The sequence below is a fragment of the Weizmannia sp. FSL W8-1119 genome, from assembly GCF_038008605.1.
Taxonomy (GTDB): domain Bacteria; phylum Bacillota; class Bacilli; order Bacillales; family Bacillaceae_C; genus Weizmannia; species Weizmannia coagulans.
In genome coordinates this window covers 1,275,110-1,294,506 of the sequence record NZ_JBBOZL010000001.1, presented here as the reverse complement: position 1 = coordinate 1,294,506, position 19,397 = coordinate 1,275,110, and the positions used below count along the sequence as shown (strand labels likewise).

The window sequence follows — 19,397 nt, the reverse complement described above, 5'->3', positions numbered from 1 at the left end:
GACACACGAAAAAGCCCGGGCATGGCCCGGGCTTTTTCCGCGTTTTAATTAGGGCCGATCCAGCATGCGCCGATAATGATCAGCAAAATAAACAGCACAACAATTAAAGCAAAGCCGTTTCTGTGCCCTGCATAGCCCCAGCCGTAACCGGAACCGTATCCATAACCGTATCCATAACCGTATCCGTAGCCGCAGCAGGAGTCATATGCAGGGTAAGCACCTTCATGGCCGTAATACATCCCATTCACTCCTCAAAAAAACTGTTTTTCTGTACAGTGCATCGTATGGGATACGGGCCCGTTTTGTATGTGCATCCGCCCAGTCGGCTTATTCTTTTTCTTCAAAGAGCGCAAGATACTCCCCATATCCTTCTTCCTCAAGCTTTTCTTTCGGAATAAAACGCATCGCGGCTGAATTCATGCAGTACCGGAGATGCGTGGGGCCCGGGCCGTCTGGAAACACGTGGCCCAAATGCGCGTCAGACGCCTTGCTCCTCACTTCCGTACGGATCATGCCATGGCTCGTATCAAGCTGTTCGTTGAGTTCACTGGCATCGATCGGCTTTGTAAAACTCGGCCAACCGCAGCCTGCGTCATATTTATCTTTTGAACTGAACAACGGTTTTCCGGAAATAACATCGACATAAATGCCGTCGCGGAACTCGTTCCAGTATTCATTTTGAAACGGCGGTTCCGTTCCGTTTTTCCGCGTCACTTCATATTGTAAAGGGGTTAGTTCTTCATCCTTCATGTTCATCCCTCCAATGGTTGCTTAAATAAGCGGCTCTGCCTGAACCTTGCCGGTAAGCCTCGTAATGGGCTGGGTTTTTCCGGTAATAGTCCTGGTGGTAACTTTCCGCCGGATAAAAGGCGGAAGCCGGTTCAATTGTAACAGCAATCGGCTTTTTAAACCGCCCGCTCTCTTCTAGCCTTTTTTTTGAAGCTTCCGCCGCCTGCCGCTGGGCTTCGTTCCGATAGAAAATAACCGGCCGGTAAGAGGACCCCCTGTCGTAAAACTGCCCGCCTGCATCTGTCGGGTCGATTTGCCGCCAGTAAATGTCAAGCAGCTTTTCGTAAGGAAAAATTTCCGGATCAAACGTAATTTCAACAGCTTCTGTATGCCCGGTCGCACCGGAGCACACTTCCTCATATGTCGGGTTTGGTTTTGTTCCGCCCGTGTACCCGGAAACGACTTTTTGAATGCCGGGCAACTGGTCAAAAGGATGGACCATGCACCAGAAGCATCCGCCGGCAAAAATCGCGGTTTCCTCTGCCATGCGGATCCCCTCCTTTATCTATAGATTATTTTTATTTTACCTGTTGGTGTTGTTTTCATCCAGTTTCGTGACTGCAATCCCATAATTCATTATAATGGATCATAGTGGCGATTTTAACGGAAAGGGGTCTCATAATTGGAATTACCTGAAACTTTTATGGAAAAGATGGGGCAGCTGCTCGGAAAGGAAGCCGCTGATTTTTTCCGTTCCTATGAGGAACCGCGGGCATCCGGATTGCGCCTGAATCCGGCAAAAGTGAGCGAAACGGAATGGCATGCGCACAACCCTTTCCAATTGGAAAAAATTCCTTTTGCCTCCGGTTATTATTTTGATGAGGAAAAAGACAAGCCTGGAAAACACCCGTACCATGCCGCCGGGCTCTATTATATCCAGGAGCCGAGCGCGATGTTTATCGCCGGGCAGCTCGGGCTTGAAAAAGGCGATAAAGTGCTTGATTTATGCGCCGCGCCGGGCGGCAAATCGACGCAAATTGCATCCGGAATCGGCGAGAACGGATTTCTGCTTGCAAATGAAATCCATCCGAAGCGGGCGCGCGCGCTTTCTGAAAATATCGAACGGCTTGGGTTCTCCAATACCGTTGTAACAAACGAAACGCCAGAAAAACTAAGCCGGCATTTCGAAAACTATTTCGATAAAATTTTGGTTGACGCCCCCTGCTCGGGGGAAGGCATGTTCAGAAAAGATCCCGAAGCAGCGCGGCTCTGGAGCCAGGAACATGTCGAAGCGTGCGCGGCAAAACAGCGCGCGATTTTGGAGCACGCCTGGAAGATGTTAAAGCCCGGAGGCACCCTTGTTTATTCGACCTGCACCTTTTCTCCGGAAGAAAACGAACAGACGATTGAAGCTTTTTTGGCGCGGCATGAAGACATGGCCCTGGTGCCGATTCCCCATGAACACGGCGTCGGACCGGGAAAGCCGGAATGGGCAACAGAAAAGCGGCAAGATTTGTCCAATGCGGCGCGTTTATGGCCGCACCGCTTAAAAGGCGAAGGCCATTTTGCCGCAAAAATGCGCAAACACCCGGGGGAAACGGGGCAAACGGTGCCGTTTGAAAAGACCGTGAAGCTTTCAAAGCAACAGGAAAAAGACTGGACAACCTTTGAAGAAAACACCCTCCAGCATTTTGATCCCGGCAGGCGCTCCTTTTTTCTGTATAAAGACGAACTTTTCCTGCTGCCCTTTAACTGTCCGCAGTTAAAGGGGCTCCGCCTTGTCCGGTGCGGCCTGCATCTCGGCGCTTTCAAAAAAAACCGGTTTGAACCGAATCACGCGCTCGCGCTTTCCCTGAAAGCCGGACAATGCAAACATCGGATGGACCTTAGCGCCGGAAGCAGTGAATGCATCCGCTATTTAAAAGGGGAGACACTGCCGGGAACAAGCGAGAATCGCGGCTGGGTCCTGATCACGGTGGACGGTTTTCCGCTCGGCTGGAGCAAAGAAGCGGGCGGCATTTTGAAAAACTTTTATCCGAAAGGGTTAAGGATCGTTTAAAACCCGTATAATGTGCACAGGCGGCGGCGAAACCTTCTGTGGCATATTGAAAAGCCGGCTTTTAAAGGCCGGCTTTTTGCGTTATTTTGGAAAACCAAGTGTAAACGAGATGTCATCATGCTGCAAATCAAATTGGTTGACTTTCACTTCGGCGCCGTTTTCCAACTTCATATTTTGCAGCTGGACATACACCAGTTTTTCACCCGGCTGGATGATCACCCACTTGGGCAGGTGGTAAGTCGTTTTGACGAATTTTAAAATATAGGATACCGGGAGATGGACGGAACCGAGGGATACCGATTTTTGCTTTAAAACGAGGTCCCCGTTCTTTAACGCTTTCGGCTTAAAAGTCATCTTATACTGCATTTTTTCGGAAAAGACCCCGACAGTTCCATAGTAGACGACTTCATCATTTAAAAGCACTTTCCCCTTTATTTTTTCTTCCCGCAAATAGCGGTTAATGAGCGCCGTTAAATCCGCCTTGTTTGTCTCTACCCGCAAATCAACCGTTTTTCCGGTTTTTTCCGGTTCCGGCACGCGGCCATCCGGCACAAAAAGAAAAAAGGAAAGCACAAGTACAAAGGCCACAACCACTGAAGCCAGTGCAAAAAAAGCGATTTTCCATGGGTTTCTTTTCACGCAAGCATCATTCCTTTACCACTTTGCTATTTTGGAATCCCCAAAAAATTCCCTTTTAGGAGATACCGGTAAATCCGTTTCGACATCCGTTTATACCCTTCATCGTTCGGATGGAAATGATCGTCATAAAGCAATGCATCTTCGTTATTCTCAAAAATATCCGCAACCGGGATAAAAACGGTATTTTTATAGCGAGATGCCACCGCTTTGCCGGCATTATTCCAGGCTGCAAGCATTTGGTCCATTTCCTTTATATCGGTCAGCCACTTTGAAAAAGGGTTATAGAGACCGACGAGTGCGATCTTTGCATCCGGATTGATCGCGCGGACGCGGCGGAAAATTTGATCGAGCCGTTGTTTGTACCCCGGAATGGCCGCCTCAAATTCCTGCTTGTTTAAGTTGGAAATATTTTCACGGAACACTTTCATCATATCATTGCCGCCGATGGTAATCATAACAACATCTGAATCCTTGATGGACTTCCGGATTTTTTCATTTTGGAGCCGGGCAAGCAATTGGTCGGTCCTGTTCCCTTTTACGCCATAATTGGCAATGGTGGTTTTTTTCACACCCTTTAAGGCGTCTAGTTCATTTTTCAAATAATAGGTGTAGCCGCCGCGCCCCTTGCTGTCGCCTACGCCTTCAGTCAGGGAGTCCCCGATCGAGACGATGTGCAGCGGAACGGGCACCATCTTTTTTTCGTTGCTTGCCGGTTTAAACAACAGGCCGGTTATGCCGTGTGAACAGCCCGATAAGGCAAGCGCAACGGAGATGAGAAGAGGAATGAACCATTTTTTCATGTTTGACACCACTTTTCAAGCCTTTCTGAATTTACAATGTACCCATTATAACATGAAAAACGGGATCTTCTGCTGATTTACGCATAAAATTGCACCCGCTTAAAACGCAAGATGTTTCCATTGCAGATTTCCCCGCCAAACACTATAATTAAGAGAAGCCCAAAGACAAAGGTGGTTTAAATTTTTGACAACTTCAACACTGCTTTCATCCTGGAAACAGGAACTGGCCAATGCCGTTACGCATGGCATCGGTTTTCTGCTCAGCATTCCGGCGATGGTTATGCTCGTCGTTTTCGCCGCAGAAAAGAATAACCCGCTCTATCTGGCAAGTTTTCTCGTTTTCGGGATCTCCATGCTGCTTCTGTATTTGTTTTCCACACTGCTGCACAGCTTTTACTGGACGAAAGTGAAAACATTTCTCGCCATTCTGGACCATTCTGCCATTTACATCTTAATTGCAGGGACCTACACGCCGATTGTGCTGATTACGCTGCATGGCACTTTGGGATGGGTGCTGTTTTCGGTCGTGTGGGGAGTGTCTGCCATTGGCATTGCCGGAAAATGTTTTCTCATTCACCGCTTTAAATTATTGTCCACGATGCTGTACTTAATCATGGGCTGGCTGATCCTTATTGCGATTGAGCCTTTGTATAAAGGGCTTTCGGCTCCGGGATTCTGGCTCCTTTTTTCAGGCGGAATCTGCTACTCGGTAGGCGCCGTGTTCTACACATGGAAAAACCTTCCTTATTCCCATGCGATCTGGCATATTTTTGTCATTGCCGGCAGCGCGTTTATGTACTTCACTATTTTATTTTATGTCTGATGGCACAGCGAAAAACCATGGGAATGTTTCCATGGTTTTTTACCTTTTCCGTACAAACACTTGAAATTCGTAGTCATAAGGATTTTTTTCGTTTTTTATCCCCTTCGTGCTGGAAGCCATTTCCCACTCCTCCCAGTCAACGGGCGGAAAATAAGTATCGCCTTCCATGTCAGCATGTATTTTCGTCCGGTACAATTTTTCCGCTTCTTCGAGCAGCAGGGCAAAAATCTCCGCGCCGCCGGTGACAAAAATCTCGCCGCCATGTGCATCCGCCCATTTTAACAATTCTGTTTTGCCGGCGACAACGACGCAGTCTTCCGCCTGAAAATCCGGGTCTCTCGTCATCACAATATTCGTTCTGCCGGGAAGCGGCTTTCCGATCGATTCAAACGTCCGCCTCCCCATGACGACCGGATGGCCCATTGTTACATTTTTAAAATACTTCAGGTCTTCGGGAAGATGCCACGGAAGCGCGTTGTTCTTTCCGATCACGCCTTTTTCATCTTCCGCCCATAAGAAGGAGATCATACACTCACCTTCCCCGGAATATGCGGATACGGATTGTAATCTTTTAATGTAAAATCTTCGTACCGGAAGGAGAAAATGTCTTTTACTTCAGGATTCAAAACCATTTTCGGCAGCTTGCGGGGCTCCCGTTCCAGCTGCAGCTTCACTTGTTCGATATGGTTCAAGTAAATATGGGCATCGCCAAGCGTATGGACAAAATCCCCTGGTTCCAGACCCGTGACTTGCGCAACCATCATCGTAAGCAGCGCGTAAGAAGCAATGTTAAACGGTACGCCGAGGAAAATATCGGCCGAACGCTGGTACAGCTGGCATGACAGCTTGCCGTTTGCCACATAGAACTGGAAAAAGCAATGGCACGGCGGCAGGGCCATCCTGTCAATCTCCCCGACATTCCAAGCGTTAACGATCAGGCGCCTGGAATCCGGATTGGTTTTAATTTGTTCAATGACCTGGGTGATCTGGTCAATTGTCCGCCCGTCCCGGGTTTGCCATGAACGCCATTGTTGCCCGTAAACCGGGCCGAGGTCGCCGTTTTCATCTGCCCACTCATTCCAAATGCGGACGCCGTTTTCCTGGAGGTATTTTACATTCGTATCTCCTTTCAGCATCCAGAGCAGTTCATAAATAATTGATTTCAAATGCAGTTTCTTTGTTGTCAGAAGCGGGAAACCGTCCTGCAAATGAAACCGCATTTGATGGCCGAAAACGCTGATCGTTCCGGTACCGGTCCGATCATCTTTTTTGACGCCGTTTTCGAGCACTTCGCGGCAAAGATCCAAATATTGTTTCATCATGATTCCATCCTTTGTCATTCAAATATCCGGGTTTCTATCCCGAAAAATTGCGCTGTAGAATATGAACCTCGGGGCAAAGCGATCCATTTGCATGATTATTCTTTGTTGCAGCCGGCAACAGAGCAGCCATATTTCGCTCATTTTATATCCTTCTGCTGGTGCTACATTCACTGCGTTTGCAAAAAGTGCATGGAATGTCCGCGTGGTTGTTGGGGTTGCCCGTCTCCACCCTGCTTTAGCCTTTTATCCGTTAAGGCGTTATTTGTTTCCAGCTGCTGCCGCGGCAGGCATTCATCCCGCCTTTACCCTTTCATCCATTGCGGCGGCATGTTTTTGCCCCAGTAAATGGTGCCAAGATGGCGGTGCGTTTGGAAATGGTCAAAGGCCACATGGTAATGGAAATTAAAATAGTAGCCGTCGCCGGGCGGATGGTCGCGCCGGACATGGAAACGGATAATGTCTTTATTTGTTTCCGTATTGTATATATGAAACATTTTTTCACCGGTTCCCGCACTCGGCTGGTCTGAAACAGCGAGCAGCGGCAGTTTGTCCTGCGGGTATTCCTGCAGCGTTTCCGCGATGGCGGTTTGAATATTTGGCAAAACGGCAGCACGGAACTCGTCTTCAATAACAGGCCTGATCCTTTCCCCGAATTTCAGATAAGCCCGTTTTTCTGCATCTTCAACGAACGACCGGACAAGCGCGGCACGGTCCATTTTGCGGCTTGTGGCAGCTGTCCGGTTGGAATAAGCAGCAGTCGTTTCCGCCGTTTCATTTCCTGTTTTATAAAGATGATTCCAGATGACATGGGAAGGGGGGACAAGGCCGAATGTTAAAACAGAAACAAGGATGACCATTGATTTTTTCAGCCAGTTTTTCACGCGATCCCCTCCATATCCCGACAGTTCGAATATGTATTTATTATATAATATTTACACAGAAAAAACAGGCCCCATTTTGCACCCGGAATGATGCAAACGGGGCCGCTATTTTACGCGCAGTATTGGTCAAAAGCGGCATGCAGATTTTCGATGATTTCTTCGACTTCATGCCCTTCGATATCGCTCCTCGGGATAAAATGGGCTACTTCTTTTCCTTGAAGAAGCGCTACGGAAGGGGAGGATGGTTCGATGCCGGTAAAATATTCACGCATTTTTGTCGTTGCTTCTTTGTCCTGACCGGCAAATACCGTGACAAGATGGTCTGGCTTCTTTTCAGCCGTCCGGATCGCTTCGACAATTGCCGGACGCGCAAGCCCGGCTGCGCAGCCGCAAACCGAATTCACGACAACCAGCGTGGTGCCTTCCGCTTTTTCCATATAGGCCTCGACTTCTTCCGGTGTGCGCAGTTCCGTAAACCCGTTTGCCGTCAATTCTTCCCTCATCGGGGTAATAAGCGCCCGCATGTATTCTTCATATGCCATTGACATGTTGATGTCCTCCTTTAATTATGGCTGGATTTGCCTTGCTTCTGTCATCTGCTTCCAGACCGAGCCTTTTGCTTCTTCACCCTTTGTAATCCGCTCAATCGCCATTCTGACCTGGAGCCTGACTTCAAATTCAGGGTCGTTTTCCGCTTCCCTTAAGGCCGGGAGAGAAGCCTCGTCGCCCGCTTCGTATAAAAACATGGCGGCGCGCCACCTGACAATTTTGCTTTTATCTTTAAGCGCTTTTGCCATTTCCCCGCATGCCTCTTTGAACCCGAGGTCGCTAAGGCAGTCGCCTGCCGTCCGCCGCACGCTTGCATTCGGATCGTGCAGGCCGCGGTATAATAGCGGCAGCACCCGCTTGTCTTTCACCATGCCCAAATAAACAACGGCAAGCCGCCTGATCGATGGTTTTTCATCTTCCAGGGCTTTCTCCAGGACAGGCAGGTCGGAAAGATCAGGGTCTTCCATTTGTTCAAGGAGCCGGTACCTTTTGCGCCAGTCATCCGTTTCCAGCATGCCGGGCGTTAATTTCAGCCTTTTTTTGGCGGCTTGAACCTGCTCCGGATGCTGCGCTTCATTGACAAGCCGGTTTAGCCTTTCTTTCGGATAAGCGGCAATGATTTCTTCTGTGACTTCCGCACCGATTTCTTGCATCTCCCCGTACCGCACGCCGAAGTCTTTCCATTTTCGCAAGAAAACATAATTGTCGCCTTCCAATTGCGCAGCGGCAAGCGCCTCGGCAAAATAAGCCGGCAGCCCGAAACGTTTTTCCTGTTCCCCGTCCGCCAGTTTGACCTGGAGCGGAATGCCTTTAAACATCTGGACAAACACCTGGACTTCCCCGAAATGCTCATTGGCACGGGGGCTGTTTCCGGTTTCTGCTTCCGCTTCCCCGAACACCTCACGCACTTTCGGCAGAATGTCCTGCCAGTCCGTTTTGCCATGCCGCTCCACCGCGAGAAAGTCCGCAACATGGTATACGCCTTTCACGCCTTCGATATCGAGGATACGGCGGATCAGCGGCGGCACGCCTTCTTCCTGCCCTTTCTTATAATTGCTGCGGGCGCCGTCCGGCAGTGCTTCCGTCAATACGACTTTCATCGTATTCGGGCTCGGCGTTGGTTCAATCGCTTTAATTTTCATCTCCACACCGCCTTTCCCATCAAGTCTACTTGCATTTTAACATAATCACAGTGGATACACGAATGAGTTGATTCTTTTCATAAATATCAAGCGTACCTTGAAAATCAGAAACATCTTTCGTGCGTTCGCCGGCGCATCCTTTTTTCCTTTCAAAAAACTTCCGGCTGCCGCCCATTCCTTCCCGTAGCCCGGAAAGCGGCGAGACATGCTACACTTCTGGGCAAAACGGGACTCCTTCCCCAAAAATGTTTACTTGTCTTTTCCTTCCTGCAGCTCGGAAAGATAGCTCCAGCGTTCAATGAGGCCTTCCAGCCGCCCGTTTTCTTCCTCGAGCGCTTTTGAAATGTCCTGGGCCCTGACAAAATCGGAGCCGGCTTGTTCCAATTGTTCGTTCAGTGCGGCAATGGCTTGCTCGCACGCTTCAATCTTTTCGTCTATTTCTTCCCATTCCCGCTGCTCGTGGTAAGACAATTTTTTCCGTTTCGGTTCCCGTTTAGGCTTCGGCACATCCATTTTTTCCTCCTGTGCCGGCGTTTCATGCGCGATTTCGAGGTAGTCGCTGTAACGGCCGAAAAAGCGGCTGATTTTGCCGCCGCCTTCAAAAATGAGCAGCTGCTCCGCAGTTTTATCAAGAAAATAGCGGTCGTGTGAAACCGAGATGACGACGCCCGGAAACTCACCAATATAATCTTCAAGCACGGTAAGCGTCTCCGTATCGAGATCATTCGTCGGTTCGTCCAAAAGCAGGACATTCGGCCGCGACATCAGGAGCCTGAGCAAATACAGCCTGCGCTTTTCGCCGCCCGACAGTTTCCTGACCGGGGTGCCGTGCGTGTGCATGCCAAAAAGAAATCTTTCCAGCATTTGCGCGGCGGAAATCGTTTCCCCGTCTTTTGTTGTCACCGTCTCCCCCGCTTCCCGTATATATTCGATCATCCGCTTATTTTCATCCATACCTGGTGTTTCCTGGCGGTAATACGCGATCTTGACGGTCTGCCCGGTGAGGCGTTCCCCGGAATCAAGCGGAATCCTGCCTGCGAGAATGTTCATCAAAGTGGATTTTCCGCTTCCGTTTTTCCCGACGATGCCGATCCGGTCACCCGGCTTTACGAGCAAATTGAAATCCTTTAAAATCGTCTCCGGTCCGAACGCCTTATTCGCATGCTGCAGTTCAAAAACCTGTTTGCCAAGGCGGCTTCCGGACAAAGCGATATCGGCTTCCTGCTGCCGGGGGCTTTTACTGAGGCTGGATTCCAGTTCTTCAAAACGCCCGATCCTTGCTTTTTGTTTTGTCGAACGCGCCTTTGCCCCGCGCTTCATCCAGGCAAGTTCCCGCCTGTACAAATTTTTCCGTTTTTCCTCCTGCTGCAGTTGCGCTTCTTCCCGCCGCGCTTTTGCTTCCATAAAATCCTGGTAATTCCCTATGTAACTGTACAGTTTTCCGCCGCTCAGCTCGAAAATCCGGTTTGCCGCCCGGTCGAGAAAATAGCGGTCATGCGTCACGAACAGGACAGAACGGGGATATTTTGCAATAAACTCTTCCAGCCACTTGACAGCCGGATAATCGAGATGGTTGGTCGGTTCATCCAAAATCAACAAATCGGGTGTTTCCATTAATACCCGGGCAAGGGCGACCCGTTTTTTCTGCCCGCCTGACAATCCCGAAATTTTTCTGTTCAAATCGCGGATGCCGAGTTTGGAAAGGACCGTCTGCGCATTGGCGCCGGCTTCCCATGCACCGGCGGCATCCATTTCTTTTTGCAGCCGGAACAATCGATCCTGTTTGCCTGCATTTCCCGGATCCTTCCCGACTTCAAGCAGCGCCTCTTCATAGGAACGCAAAAGCGCCATAACCGGGGACCCGCTATTATACACCTGTTCAAGAACCGTAAAGGCCGGATCCAGTTCAGGCTCCTGCGGCAAATAACCAATGGTATAATCGTTCGGCGCGCTCAGTTCCCCGCTATCCGCTTCGTCCTGCCCCGCGATGATTTTGAGCAGGCTCGATTTTCCGGTGCCGTTGACGCCGACAAGGCCGATCCGTTCCTGTTCGCCGATATGGAAAGAAAGATTGTCAAACAGCACTTTTTCCCCGTAAGATTTTGTCAACCCTTGGGCTTGAAATATTTTCATGATTCAACATCCATTCTTTGAAAAATTGCCGTCAAAACTGAAGAAGCGGCGTTCTCCTGCAAAGATAATCCCGCATAAGCGTTCCCTTCTTTGCCATTTTATCATGTTTTTGGACAAGGAAAGCCAAAAGCTGCACGGCGGGGCGTACAGCTTTTGTTAGAACCTCATCCGGCGCAAAGTCTTCACGGCATCTGCGGGCATCTCAAACAAATCATCCATTAAATCTTCCGTTATCAGCCGGGCAAAATCGATGGCAACTTCTTCGGTTACACCCGAGCGTGATGAATGGACAGTCCTTTCCTCGATGCGGCGCCGGTTGCCGTTTCCCCATGCGGAAAGGATCATCTGTTTATAATCAGCGGACCGGCCACTGTTTTTCCAGGAAAAGTTACGGCGGCACTGGCACCCGCTTTGGCGCCGGGCGCGGGATCCAGTATTTCCGCCGCCAGCTGCCCGAGCGAAGCCGAAAGACAGATCATCACGCTTGCTTCCTGCCATTCCGGAAGCTGAAGCGTAATGCGGTATTCCCGGGACATTTCCGCCAGGTCGACCAGGTCTTTTCTTCCGGTGATGGATGCTTCCCCTCTTAAATCAAGATCATAGGCAGCGCCTTCGAATACAGTCTTCATATTTCAAAAGCAGTCGGGTCAAACATCGCCTGTCCCCCGTGTGAACTACCCTCCACTTATCAACCTTACGGTTTGATTGAAGTGGGGGCTTCTCGACTTATCGTTGCTTTTACTATCCAACGAAAACTGACCGAGCTAACCCTCTTGTTCCAAGAGTTTTGTTACTTATGATAACGCGAATAAGCGTAATCCCTCATTTTTGATATTGATTGCAGAATTGTGATCGCGATCTAATACAAAGCCGCAAGAACATTTATATACACGTTCAGATAATGGCATTTCTTTTTCCTTGCCGCAACATGAACACTTCTTAGTGGAGGGAAACCACTTATCAATTTTCACAAGTTGTTTCCCCTGTTCTTTTAGCTTATACGCTAAGAAAGTAGTGAACATCCCCCAGCCGTTATCATGAACGCTTTTCCCAAAGTGAAGGGCTTGAGACATCCCTTTCATGTTCAAGTCCTCAATCACGACAGCATCAAAGTTAGAAGCTAATTCTTTTGACTTATGATGAAGAAAATTCATGCGTTGGTTCGCCACTTTCTCATGTAACTTAGCCACTACTAGTCGTTGCTTGTTCCAACGTGCAGAACCTTTCTTTCTTCGAGAAAGAATTCGTTGTGCTTTTGCTAATTTATCTAAGGCTTGCCGATAGTAACGTGGGTAATTGGCTTTCTTACCCTGTTCACTCTCGACATATAGACCATCCATAGCAAAATCCAAACCAACAACTTTCTGTATGTTAACTGGACGAATATCTTTCTCATATTCTGTCAAAATTGAAATGTAGTACTTGCCTGTCTTTGTTTTAGAAATAGTGCAAGATTTGATTTTATAATCAGCAGGTATCTCTCTATGCTGTTTCATTTTTATTGGCTTTTTGATTTTTGGCAGTTTGATATGACCATTTTCTAGCTTAATATTTCCGTTGACCATATTAGTTGTATAGGATTGTTTTGCTTTACGATTTTTGAACTTTGGAAAATCCGCATTTCCTTCAAAGAAATTCTTATAAGCAGTCTGTAAGTTCATTTGTGCATTTGCCAAAGCTAAAGAATCCACTTCTTTTAGGAATGGAAATTCACTTTTATATTTTGCAGGAGTCGGAAACTTTTGCTTTTTAAGCAATTCTTTATCATCCTTGAACTTTTCATACGTTTCTTTGCGTTCAGCTAACATCTTATTGTAGACAAAGCGAACACAACCAAATGTCTTAGCTAATAATGCGGATTGTTCTTTGTTTGGTAACAAACGAAACTTGAAAGCTTTGTTTTGCTTGGCCATATCAATTCACCTCACTTTGTGCGGAAAAATTTCGTATATATTGATTATATCGTAAAAAATCCGTACAATCAATATGAGGTGATAATCATGAGAGAAGAGAAAGAACGTGTAGAAATTCGTATGCCTAAGACGATATTAGAAAAATTGGAGCAATATCAAAAAGAAAATGGGATTCCAACTAGAACAGGCGCAATCTTAGAATTGTTGAGAAAAGGATTGGAAAAATAACTTTGGCTAAAGCCAACCGAAATTCATCTCCCACCTACTCATTGGTGCGATTCGCACCTTCACATTCCTTGAGGATGGGAGACTTCTTTCGGAAAAACGTTAAAAGAGCCCGGATGCGCGGCCGTCCGCATCAACATCCATCCGGTAAGCGGCCGGTTCTTTCGGAAGGCCCGGCATGGTCAGAACGTCTCCTGTCAGGGCAACAATAAACCCGGCGCCAAGCTTCGGAACGAGTTCGCGGACATGGATCGCAAAATCATGCGGGCGGCCCGTTTTGTGCGGGTCATCGGATAAGGAATACTGCGTTTTTGCAATGCAAACAGGGAGATGCCCCCATCCGAGCTGTTCAAATTCGCGGATTTGTTTTTGCGCTTTCGCGGAAAATTCGGCGCCGCGGCCACCATACACCTGGCGCACAATCGCCTCTATCTTTTCTTCAATGGTTGATTCAAGCGGGTAAACCGGCCTGAATGTATGCGGCTGTTTGGCGGCTTCCAGCAGTTTGGCCGCAAGATCCATGCCGCCTGCGCCCCCTTTTTCCCACACTTCCGTAAGCGACACGGGAATGCCGCGTTCACTGCACCAATGTTCTAAGACAGCGATTTCCGCATTGCTGTCCGATATAAACCGGTTGATGGCAACCACAAACGGCAAACCGAATGAAGCGATCGTTTCAACATGTTTTTGCAGGTTTAAAAGCCCGGCTTCAAGAGCCGCAATATTTTCTGCCGCCAAATCTTCCTTGCGCACCCCGCCGTGCATTTTCAAGGCTCGGATGGTGGCGACAATCACGACGCCGTCCGGTTTCAGGCCGGCCGCCCGCGCTTTAATGTCGAGAAATTTTTCAGCGCCGAGGTCGGCACCAAAGCCGGCTTCCGTGACGACATAATCGGCCAGTTTCAAAGCGGTTTTGGTCGCCATAACACTGTTGCAGCCGTGCGCAATATTGGCAAACGGGCCGCCGTGGACAAGGGCCGGCGTATGTTCGATCGTCTGGACAAGATTCGGTTTCAAGGCATCTTTCAGCAATAAGGCAATCGCGCCTTCGATCCCGAGGTCACCGACGGTTACGGGTTTCTTTTCGTAATTGTAGGCTACAACGATGTTCGCAATCCGCCTTTTTAAATCTTCGAGATCTTCCGCCAGGCATAAAACGGCCATCAGTTCAGAAGCCACGGTAATGTCAAATCCGTCTTCACGGGGCACGCCCTGGCCGGGACCGCCGAGGCCGACGACGACATGGCGCAGCGCCCGGTCATTTAAATCGACCGCCCGCTTCCAGACAATGCGGCGTGGGTCAATCTGCAATGGATTTCCCTGGTGGATATGGTTGTCCAGCAAAGCAGAAATGGCATTATTGGCAGCGGTAATCGCATGAAAATCGCCTGTGAAATGAAGATTGATCTCTTCCATCGGCAAGACTTGTGCATAACCGCCGCCCGTTGCGCCCCCTTTCAGCCCCATGACCGGCCCGAGCGATGGCTCCCTTAAGGCAATCATGGTTTTATGGCCCAGCTGTTTTAATGCATCGCCGAGCCCGATGGTGACGGTTGACTTGCCTTCCCCCGCCGGCGTCGGATTGATGGAAGTGACAAGAAATAATTTTCCGTCTTTTTTGGTTTGGAGCTGCTTGATTTTTTCATATGTAATTTTCGCCTTGTATTTCCCGTAATATTCCAGGTCTTCTTCTGCAAGCTGCACGGTTTCCGCAATTTCTTTGACCGGTTTCAGCGAAGCATGCTGCGCGATATCAATATCAGTCTTTCCAATCGAATGGCTTGGCAATGTCAAATCCTCCGCTTCATCAAAAATCTGCTTCCATCTTCTATTCTACATACCCCTGCAGCCCAATGCACCTGAAAAAAGCATTTTTCGCCCGCACCGGGAAATCGTTTGGCTTTATCCCTGATTTTCTACATGAAGGCTGCCATGCGGATTTTGTCTTCCGGCTGGCGGGGAAAAGCCCTGCTTGCATCATGCAGGGAGGACACTAAAATCCTGATGCGTGCCGGCAGACAGGCTTCCAGGCACCTATGCCCCATCATCCGGCAACAGCCGACGCATAAAAGGAATCAGCCCCATTTCATGGGCAGGCTGGCCGGAAAATTCAATCCTCGTTTTGTGCCTGCAGCCGGTTCAGGTCGTTCACCCGGCCCGGATCTTCCTCAAAGTACTGGACAAGGTCTCCGATCCGGTCAATGGAATTCCAGCTCAGGTGATGTTCAATCCCTTCTACATCTCTATAAATATTTTCTTCATCGACCCCGATGATCCTTAAAAACTGTTCAAGCAAATGATGGCGGTCGACAAGCCGTTTTCCAATTTTCTTGCCTTTTGGGGTGAGGACCAGTCCGCGGTATTTTTCATAAACAAGATAATCATCCTTATCCAGCTTCTGTACCATTTTCGTAACGGATGAAGGATGAACGGAAAGCGCTTCGGCAATATCCGAAACACGCGCATATCCTTTGCTTTCAATCAGAATAAAAATCTGTTCAATGTAGTCTTCCATACTAGGTGTCGGCATCCACGGGCCCCCATTCTTACAACAAATATTGAGTCTGCCGGTACAATACCATCAGTTTACTATAATCACGGATGATGTACAAGAATTCATAATAAATGTGCGCCTATTTTAAACCGCTTGCAAATTTAAGAATTCACAACAATTTTCCATCATTTTTGATTCCTTTGTCTTGACTATCCATACCGGTTGGAGTATATTAATTATAACATTAAACAAGTGATTTCCCAGACCTTGATGGCGGTTTTTCATCTGTTTAATGCAACACTTTTTGGCACGAACGTGCTTTTGATTTAGGAGGATTAAGAAATGCAAAACGGTAAAGTAAAATGGTTCAATAACGAAAAAGGCTACGGATTCATTGAAGTTGAGGGCGGAGACGATGTTTTCGTTCATTTCACCGCTATTCAAGGTGAAGGGTTCAAAACATTGGAAGAAGGCCAGGCTGTTTCTTTCGACATCGTTGAAGGCAACCGCGGACCTCAGGCAGCGAATGTAACAAAACTTTCATAAATCATAGAATGCAACCAGGCTGGCTTTTATGCCAGCCTTTTATTTTTGTGCAAACCGCCACAATACCGGGTTCCCCATTTTCCCCCGTTTTTGCATCACTAGGCATACTGTTTGCAGCCCGATGGCAATCATCAGCCGCCTGTTTCCCGGGACGGCATTGTTGCGGTTTAATACCGGCAAGACGAACAGCTTTCGGGTGCCGCCTGTTTCCTGGGACGGCATTGTTGCGGTTGTGAAAGCCGTCATGATAACCGGTCGCCGTATTTTTTCAGCTGTTCGCCTACCGTGCATTGCCGGATGCAAAACTGGTGGGCATATTTTTTCCCGCGTGTTTTCCGGAAATGCGATTTTAAAAAACAGCCTTCACAATACGTCTTTAATATTTTATCCACTTCCCGGATGAGTTGTTTTCTTTCCATTTTTATCCCTTCTTTCTCTCCGCCAGCTTTCCCATCCGCATTGCGCGTGCGTTTATTCCATTGGATACGCCGGGTTTGCCCGGGGATCATCCCTTTATCAAAATTTCCCCCGAATTGGGGCATGCTATAACAAGGGGTGATCAGGATGGCTAAAAAAGACAATACAAACCGCGGCAAAGCGGCAAATTCCGTTACGCCGCAAGGAATTGCACAGGATGCGGCATTCGCGCCGGATCCAAAGACAACCCTTGAAAACCGCGCGAAAAAATCCAATACAAAAATCTGACAATCGCAAAACGGAGAAGAAAAACAGCATTCTTATCCTGAATGCTGTTTTTCCGCTTTCCGTGCCGTTTAAACCGGGCAAAGCGATTAAGAAATGAAGCTTGCGTTTATCCGGGCTGTAACCAAATGGCGTTTTACCATTTTTAATTCCAGTTCCTCCATCAGTTCCATAAACGTTTCCGGAATCTGGCCAAACCGCGCTTTTTCCAAAGAAAAAGCCACCGGCACATCACAACGGATTTCGGCAAGTTTTCTGCTCAGATGTAGCATCTCCAGCCCCGCTTCGATTTTTTTCTGCTGCGACGGCGTGAGCTCCCCGAGATGCTCCAAAATGCCGCTGAGGTTTCCATACCGGCTGACGAGCTTAAACGCTGTTTTTTCACCGATCCCCTTCACGCCTGGATACCCGTCGCTTGCATCGCCCATCAGCGCTTTTACATCGATGAACTGCCGCGGCGTCACCCCGTATTCGTCCATAAATGCCGCTTTTGTATAGGTTTTATAATTTCCGAACCCTTTCTGGAGGAGATGGACTTCCACATGGTCATCCAAAAGCTGCAAAATGTCGCGGTCGCCGGTCAAAATGGAAATATCCGCCTCGTCTTTGAACCGGCAGCTAAGGGTGCCGAGACAGTCGTCCGCTTCATACCCGGCCACTCCGACATTTGGAATTTCAAAAGCTTCCACTGTTTCTTTCGCCAGACCAAATTGCGGAATCATCTCAACCGGCGGGACGTCCCGGTTTGCTTTATATTCACCGTACAAGTCGTTGCGGAACGTTTTGCTCCCCATATCCCAGCAAACGGCCACATGCGTCGGTTTTTTGTTCTCAGCCGCCAAAAGCAAATGGCGCAAAAAGCCCTGCACGCCGTTTGTCGGCATTCCTTTGGAATTCACCATAAACTGCCCCGTCACGGCGGTGGCATAAAACGCCCGGAAAAGAAGCGCCATCCCGTCAATTAAAAGCAAATGCGGCCTCTTATTCATGCGATCACCTCATCAAATATCATCCTGTTATTATAACACAACCGGCAAACCGGCCGCATTAGAAAAAGGCGTCCCTGCACGGGCGGAACATGGTGCCCGGTTAACATCCAGCCGGCCGTGGATCAAAGTAGGGAAAAATTCAATTGGGATCGACAAGGTTTTCTTCAATCAGCCGGTCGAGCGCGAGCAGGACGGCCATTTTGACATGCGCATACGTAAGGCCGCCCTGAACATAGGCGGTGTAAGGCGGGCGGAGCGGGCCGTCGGCGGAAAGCTCGATGCTTGCCCCCTGAATAAATGTGCCGGCTGCCATGATGACATCGTCCGCATAACCGGGCATATCACTCGGATATGGCGTCACATAAGAATTCACCGGTGAAGCAAACTGGATCGCCTGGCAAAAAGCGACCATGCTGTCCGGGTCGCCAAATTCAACGGACTGGATAAGGTCCGTCCTGGGCGCATCCCATTTCGGATAAGTATGCATCCCGGATTTTTCCAGGATTGCCGATGTAAACACCGCACCTTTTAATGCCTCTGCCACAACATGCGGCGCCAGAAAGAAGCCCTGGTACATCTCAAGAAGGCTGTAAAGCGATGCTCCTGCTTCCGCGCCGATTCCGGGGGATGTCATCCTGTAAGCGCAGCTTTCCACCCATTTTTTCTTCCCGCAAATGTAGCCGCCTGTTTTAGCAAGCCCGCCACCTGGATTTTTGATAAGCGAACCGGCCATTAAATCCGCGCCAACATGGCACGGCTCCTTCTCCTCTACAAATTCGCCGTAGCAGTTGTCGACAAACACAACTGTATCCGGCTTGATTTCTTTTACAAAGCGGATCATTTCCCCGATCTCATCCACTGTAAACGAAGGCCTTGACGCATACCCTTTTGAGCGCTGGATCGCAACCATTTTTGTATGGGGATGGATCGCTTTTCTCACCGCTTCAAAATCGACTGTGCCATCTTCCTTCAAGTTTACATAATTGTACATTATGTTAAACTCCTGCAGCGAACCGTTGCCGCTGCCGTGCGCCCCTGTAATTTCATCAAGCGTATCGTACGGCTTCCCGGTTATGTATAACAATTCATCCCCCGGGCGGAGGACGCCGAAAAGCGCAATCGTAATCGCATGTGTCCCGGAAATGATTTGCGGGCGGACAAGCCCAGCTTCCGCGCCGAAAACATCGGCATATATGCGCTCAAGTGTTTCCCTGCCGGCGTCATCATAGCCGTATCCGGTCGACGGATAAAAATGCGACTCGCTCACTTTATGCTTTTGAAAGCTTTGCAATACGCGGAACTGGTTCGTTTCCGCCCGTTTTTCTATTGCACTGTGGACCGGGCGGATTTGGCGCTCGGCCTCCTCTGCCATTTGCCTGAGTTTGGCACCGTGAGTCAAATACTGGTACATCTTCTACACCTTTCCGTTCAAAATGTCGGGTGCATGCAAC

At 48.8% G+C, this 19,397-nt stretch carries 24 protein-coding genes; 5 read left to right on the top strand and 19 right to left on the bottom strand.

Annotated elements, in window-relative coordinates:
- Positions 1-44 precede the first annotated feature (44 nt).
- The 3 genes from NSQ19_RS06185 to msrA form a co-directional block, all read right to left on the bottom strand.
- On the bottom strand, positions 45-239 hold the full coding sequence (locus tag NSQ19_RS06185) for a YjcZ family sporulation protein (protein WP_133537431.1): 195 nt from the start codon (positions 237-239) through the stop codon (positions 45-47).
- Between the two features lie 88 nt (positions 240-327).
- Positions 328-750, bottom strand: a complete 423-nt coding sequence (msrB, locus tag NSQ19_RS06180; protein WP_017554655.1) for a peptide-methionine (R)-S-oxide reductase MsrB — start codon at positions 748-750, stop codon at positions 328-330.
- Positions 740-1,276, bottom strand: a complete 537-nt coding sequence (msrA, locus tag NSQ19_RS06175) for a peptide-methionine (S)-S-oxide reductase MsrA (RefSeq protein WP_041818998.1) — start codon at positions 1,274-1,276, stop codon at positions 740-742. The genes msrB and msrA overlap by 11 nt, the downstream gene beginning before the upstream one ends.
- Positions 1,277-1,411: 135 nt before the next feature.
- On the opposite strand from msrA, the gene NSQ19_RS06170 reads away from it, so the two are divergent.
- Positions 1,412-2,788: an RsmB/NOP family class I SAM-dependent RNA methyltransferase gene (locus tag NSQ19_RS06170; RefSeq protein ID WP_340702562.1), complete on the top strand. Its 1,377-nt coding sequence runs from the start codon at positions 1,412-1,414 to the stop codon at positions 2,786-2,788.
- A gap of 81 nt (positions 2,789-2,869) precedes the next feature.
- Here the strand turns inward: NSQ19_RS06170 and NSQ19_RS06165 are convergent, their stop codons facing one another.
- On the bottom strand, positions 2,870-3,427 hold the full coding sequence (locus NSQ19_RS06165; RefSeq protein ID WP_340702561.1) for a YpmS family protein: 558 nt from the start codon (positions 3,425-3,427) through the stop codon (positions 2,870-2,872).
- Positions 3,428-3,453: 26 nt separating this feature from the next.
- Entirely contained in the window at positions 3,454-4,227 is a 774-nt protein-coding gene (locus NSQ19_RS06160) for an SGNH/GDSL hydrolase family protein (protein ID WP_340702560.1), read from the bottom strand.
- A gap of 184 nt (positions 4,228-4,411) precedes the next feature.
- Between NSQ19_RS06160 and trhA the strand changes: the two genes are divergently transcribed.
- Positions 4,412-5,050 (top strand): PAQR family membrane homeostasis protein TrhA, encoded by a 639-nt coding sequence (gene trhA, locus NSQ19_RS06155; protein WP_133537425.1) that lies wholly within the window; start codon positions 4,412-4,414, stop codon positions 5,048-5,050.
- Positions 5,051-5,089: 39 nt separating this feature from the next.
- Here the strand turns inward: trhA and NSQ19_RS06150 are convergent, their stop codons facing one another.
- The 8 genes from NSQ19_RS06150 to NSQ19_RS06115 form a co-directional block, all read right to left on the bottom strand.
- A complete protein-coding gene (locus NSQ19_RS06150) occupies positions 5,090-5,578 on the bottom strand; it encodes a dihydrofolate reductase (protein ID WP_237349234.1) in 489 nt (162 codons plus the stop codon).
- Positions 5,575-6,369, bottom strand: coding sequence for a thymidylate synthase (locus NSQ19_RS06145; protein ID WP_041818991.1), 795 nt, complete (start codon positions 6,367-6,369; stop codon positions 5,575-5,577). The genes NSQ19_RS06150 and NSQ19_RS06145 overlap by 4 nt, the downstream gene beginning before the upstream one ends.
- 305 nt (positions 6,370-6,674) lie before the next feature.
- The gene (locus tag NSQ19_RS06140; RefSeq protein ID WP_340702559.1) at positions 6,675-7,253 is read right to left on the bottom strand and encodes a YpjP family protein; all 579 of its coding nucleotides are present in this window, start codon (positions 7,251-7,253) and stop codon (positions 6,675-6,677) included.
- 110 nt (positions 7,254-7,363) lie between these two features.
- On the bottom strand, positions 7,364-7,801 hold the full coding sequence (locus tag NSQ19_RS06135) for a BrxA/BrxB family bacilliredoxin (protein WP_013859198.1): 438 nt from the start codon (positions 7,799-7,801) through the stop codon (positions 7,364-7,366).
- Positions 7,802-7,819: 18 nt separating this feature from the next.
- Positions 7,820-8,944, bottom strand: coding sequence for a conserved virulence factor C family protein (locus NSQ19_RS06130; protein ID WP_013859197.1), 1,125 nt, complete (start codon positions 8,942-8,944; stop codon positions 7,820-7,822).
- 249 nt (positions 8,945-9,193) lie between these two features.
- A complete protein-coding gene (locus tag NSQ19_RS06125) occupies positions 9,194-11,077 on the bottom strand; it encodes an ABC-F family ATP-binding cassette domain-containing protein (protein WP_258921638.1) in 1,884 nt (627 codons plus the stop codon).
- A 341-nt stretch (positions 11,078-11,418) separates the two neighbouring features.
- On the bottom strand, positions 11,419-11,706 hold the full coding sequence (locus NSQ19_RS06120) for a hypothetical protein (RefSeq protein WP_340702558.1): 288 nt from the start codon (positions 11,704-11,706) through the stop codon (positions 11,419-11,421).
- A gap of 165 nt (positions 11,707-11,871) precedes the next feature.
- Positions 11,872-12,990, bottom strand: a complete 1,119-nt coding sequence (locus NSQ19_RS06115; protein ID WP_340702557.1) for an RNA-guided endonuclease InsQ/TnpB family protein — start codon at positions 12,988-12,990, stop codon at positions 11,872-11,874.
- Positions 12,991-13,077: 87 nt separating this feature from the next.
- Between NSQ19_RS06115 and NSQ19_RS06110 the strand changes: the two genes are divergently transcribed.
- On the top strand, positions 13,078-13,218 hold the full coding sequence (locus NSQ19_RS06110; protein ID WP_014095675.1) for a hypothetical protein: 141 nt from the start codon (positions 13,078-13,080) through the stop codon (positions 13,216-13,218).
- A 99-nt stretch (positions 13,219-13,317) separates the two neighbouring features.
- Here the strand turns inward: NSQ19_RS06110 and NSQ19_RS06105 are convergent, their stop codons facing one another.
- Positions 13,318-15,003 (bottom strand): formate--tetrahydrofolate ligase, encoded by a 1,686-nt coding sequence (locus NSQ19_RS06105; RefSeq protein ID WP_061575773.1) that lies wholly within the window; start codon positions 15,001-15,003, stop codon positions 13,318-13,320.
- Between the two features lie 322 nt (positions 15,004-15,325).
- The gene (mntR, locus tag NSQ19_RS06100) at positions 15,326-15,745 is read right to left on the bottom strand and encodes a transcriptional regulator MntR (RefSeq protein WP_041818986.1); all 420 of its coding nucleotides are present in this window, start codon (positions 15,743-15,745) and stop codon (positions 15,326-15,328) included.
- Between the two features lie 306 nt (positions 15,746-16,051).
- On the opposite strand from mntR, the gene cspD reads away from it, so the two are divergent.
- Positions 16,052-16,255: a cold-shock protein CspD gene (gene cspD / locus NSQ19_RS06095; protein ID WP_013859190.1), complete on the top strand. Its 204-nt coding sequence runs from the start codon at positions 16,052-16,054 to the stop codon at positions 16,253-16,255.
- 39 nt (positions 16,256-16,294) lie between these two features.
- On the opposite strand, the gene NSQ19_RS06090 is transcribed toward cspD, so the two are convergent.
- Positions 16,295-16,501, bottom strand: a complete 207-nt coding sequence (locus NSQ19_RS06090; protein WP_237349230.1) for a hypothetical protein — start codon at positions 16,499-16,501, stop codon at positions 16,295-16,297.
- A complete protein-coding gene (locus tag NSQ19_RS06085; protein ID WP_064485126.1) occupies positions 16,498-16,674 on the bottom strand; it encodes a zinc-finger domain-containing protein in 177 nt (58 codons plus the stop codon). Before NSQ19_RS06085 ends, NSQ19_RS06090 begins: the two co-directional genes overlap by 4 nt.
- 145 nt (positions 16,675-16,819) lie before the next feature.
- On the opposite strand from NSQ19_RS06085, the gene sspL reads away from it, so the two are divergent.
- The gene (gene sspL / locus NSQ19_RS06080; protein WP_013859188.1) at positions 16,820-16,960 is read left to right on the top strand and encodes a small, acid-soluble spore protein L; all 141 of its coding nucleotides are present in this window, start codon (positions 16,820-16,822) and stop codon (positions 16,958-16,960) included.
- Positions 16,961-17,046: 86 nt separating this feature from the next.
- Here sspL and NSQ19_RS06075 read toward each other — a convergent pair whose 3' ends face one another.
- On the bottom strand, positions 17,047-17,946 hold the full coding sequence (locus NSQ19_RS06075) for a 5'-3' exonuclease (protein WP_019721137.1): 900 nt from the start codon (positions 17,944-17,946) through the stop codon (positions 17,047-17,049).
- Between the two features lie 139 nt (positions 17,947-18,085).
- A complete protein-coding gene (locus NSQ19_RS06070) occupies positions 18,086-19,357 on the bottom strand; it encodes a methionine gamma-lyase family protein (RefSeq protein ID WP_340702556.1) in 1,272 nt (423 codons plus the stop codon).
- Between the last annotated feature and the right edge of the window lie 40 nt (positions 19,358-19,397).

What these genes read in the sequence shown, in the direction of transcription:
- NSQ19_RS06185 (WP_133537431.1), bottom strand. Translation starts at nt 239, where the DNA reads ATGTATTACGGCCATGAAGGTGCTTACCCTGCATATGACTCCTGCTGC.
- msrB (WP_017554655.1), bottom strand. Translation starts at nt 750, where the DNA reads ATGAAGGATGAAGAACTAACCCCTTTACAATATGAAGTGACGCGGAAA.
- msrA (WP_041818998.1), bottom strand. Translation starts at nt 1,276, where the DNA reads ATGGCAGAGGAAACCGCGATTTTTGCCGGCGGATGCTTCTGGTGCATG.
- NSQ19_RS06160 (WP_340702560.1), bottom strand. Translation starts at nt 4,227, where the DNA reads ATGAAAAAATGGTTCATTCCTCTTCTCATCTCCGTTGCGCTTGCCTTA.
- NSQ19_RS06150 (WP_237349234.1), bottom strand. Translation starts at nt 5,578, where the DNA reads ATGATCTCCTTCTTATGGGCGGAAGATGAAAAAGGCGTGATCGGAAAG.
- NSQ19_RS06145 (WP_041818991.1), bottom strand. Translation starts at nt 6,369, where the DNA reads ATGAAACAATATTTGGATCTTTGCCGCGAAGTGCTCGAAAACGGCGTC.
- NSQ19_RS06135 (WP_013859198.1), bottom strand. Translation starts at nt 7,801, where the DNA reads ATGTCAATGGCATATGAAGAATACATGCGGGCGCTTATTACCCCGATG.
- NSQ19_RS06130 (WP_013859197.1), bottom strand. Translation starts at nt 8,944, where the DNA reads ATGAAAATTAAAGCGATTGAACCAACGCCGAGCCCGAATACGATGAAA.
- NSQ19_RS06125 (WP_258921638.1), bottom strand. Translation starts at nt 11,077, where the DNA reads ATGAAAATATTTCAAGCCCAAGGGTTGACAAAATCTTACGGGGAAAAA.
- NSQ19_RS06120 (WP_340702558.1), bottom strand. Translation starts at nt 11,706, where the DNA reads ATGAAGACTGTATTCGAAGGCGCTGCCTATGATCTTGATTTAAGAGGG.
- NSQ19_RS06115 (WP_340702557.1), bottom strand. Translation starts at nt 12,990, where the DNA reads ATGGCCAAGCAAAACAAAGCTTTCAAGTTTCGTTTGTTACCAAACAAA.
- NSQ19_RS06110 (WP_014095675.1), top strand. Translation starts at nt 13,078, where the DNA reads ATGAGAGAAGAGAAAGAACGTGTAGAAATTCGTATGCCTAAGACGATA.
- mntR (WP_041818986.1), bottom strand. Translation starts at nt 15,745, where the DNA reads ATGCCGACACCTAGTATGGAAGACTACATTGAACAGATTTTTATTCTG.
- cspD (WP_013859190.1), top strand. Translation starts at nt 16,052, where the DNA reads ATGCAAAACGGTAAAGTAAAATGGTTCAATAACGAAAAAGGCTACGGA.
- NSQ19_RS06090 (WP_237349230.1), bottom strand. Translation starts at nt 16,501, where the DNA reads ATGACGGCTTTCACAACCGCAACAATGCCGTCCCAGGAAACAGGCGGC.
- NSQ19_RS06085 (WP_064485126.1), bottom strand. Translation starts at nt 16,674, where the DNA reads ATGGAAAGAAAACAACTCATCCGGGAAGTGGATAAAATATTAAAGACG.
- sspL (WP_013859188.1), top strand. Translation starts at nt 16,820, where the DNA reads ATGGCTAAAAAAGACAATACAAACCGCGGCAAAGCGGCAAATTCCGTT.
- NSQ19_RS06075 (WP_019721137.1), bottom strand. Translation starts at nt 17,946, where the DNA reads ATGAATAAGAGGCCGCATTTGCTTTTAATTGACGGGATGGCGCTTCTT.
- NSQ19_RS06070 (WP_340702556.1), bottom strand. Translation starts at nt 19,357, where the DNA reads ATGTACCAGTATTTGACTCACGGTGCCAAACTCAGGCAAATGGCAGAG.